The following is a 1,323-nucleotide window of genomic DNA, read 5'->3' on the forward strand; positions in this document are numbered from 1 at the left end:
ATTTATTGGCATCGTGGTCCCGGCGGCGGGACGCCCCCGCCGCATCCCCCTTCGGGAATCGACGGAGGTTCCACAAGTGATGATCAATCGTAGGCGTGTCGTGGCCGGTCTGGCCGGTCTCGGCCTGGCCGCGGCGAGCCTGGTCGCGGCGGCCGGCCCGGCCTCGGGCGGGATCCCGCCGCGGTGGGTGGGGACCTGGGGGACCGCCCTGACCGCACCGAGCCTGGCCAACACCGGCAGTTCCCTCAACGGGTTCGCCGACCAGTCGATCCGGCAGATCGTGCGGGTGTCGCTGGGCGGCGAGCAGGTCCGGCTGCGGTTCACCAACGCGTACGGCACCGGCCCGCTGAGCATCGGGCATGCCACCGTCGGCCTGCCCGCCACCCCCGGCTCGCCCACCCTGCAGGCCGGGTCGGTCCGGGAGGTCACCTTCAACGGCGGCAGCGCCTCGGCCGTGGTGTACAAGGGCGCGGAGGTGCTGTCCGACCCGGTCGACCTGACCGTCGCCGGCACGTCCGAGCTGGCGGTCACGATCTACCTGCCCACCCCGACCGGCGCCACCTCCTGGCACTGGACGGCACGGCAGACGTCGTACATCTACGCCGGCGACCGCGCCGCCGACACCGACGGCACCGGCCAGACCGCGGCGTACAACCACTTCTACTACCTGGCCGGGGTCGAGGTCTCGACCAAGACCGGCCTGGGCACGGTCGTGGTGCTCGGCGACTCCATCAGCGACGGGTCGGGTTCGACGCTGGGGGCGAACACCCGCTGGCCGGACTACCTCGCGTCGCGGATCAACAGCACCTGGCCCGCGCTGGGCGACCCCGGTGTGATCAACGTGGCGCTGGCCGGTAACCAGGTCACCAAGGACGGGCTGGCGATCAACAGCCCGGCCCTGGGCAACAGCGCCCTGGCCCGCCTCGACGACGACGTGTTCAACCAGCCCGGCGTGCGCAGCGTGTTCGTCGAGCTGGGCATCAACGACGTCCACCTGTCCGGCTTCACCGCCGAGCAGATCATCGGCGGGCTCCGGCAGCTCGCCGCGCAGGCCGAGGCCCACGGGGTGCGCACCGTCGTGGCGACGCTCGGGCCGTTCGAGGGGTACTCGACCTGGACGCCGGAGAAGGAGGCCGTCCGCCAGGCGGTCAACACGTGGCTGCGCGGGGACACCGGCTTCGACGGGCTGGTCGACTTCGACCAGATCCTGCGCGACCCGGCCAACCCGAGCAAGGTCCTGCCCGCCTACGACAGCGGCGACCACATCCACCCCAACGACACCGGCGCCCAGGCCCTGGCCAACGCCGTACCGCTCTGGCTGCT

The 1,323-nt window shown here is 72.0% G+C and carries 1 protein-coding gene; it reads left to right on the forward strand.

Going from position 1 to position 1,323, the window contains the following annotated elements:
* Window positions 1–79: 79 nt before the first annotated feature.
* The coding region (locus Cba03nite_RS39395; protein ID WP_203757685.1) for an SGNH/GDSL hydrolase family protein at window positions 80–1,323 on the forward strand (1,244 nt) is incomplete at its 3' end.

It is taken from the genome of Catellatospora bangladeshensis (genome assembly GCF_016862575.1).
GTDB lineage: Bacteria > Actinomycetota > Actinomycetes > Mycobacteriales > Micromonosporaceae > Catellatospora > Catellatospora bangladeshensis.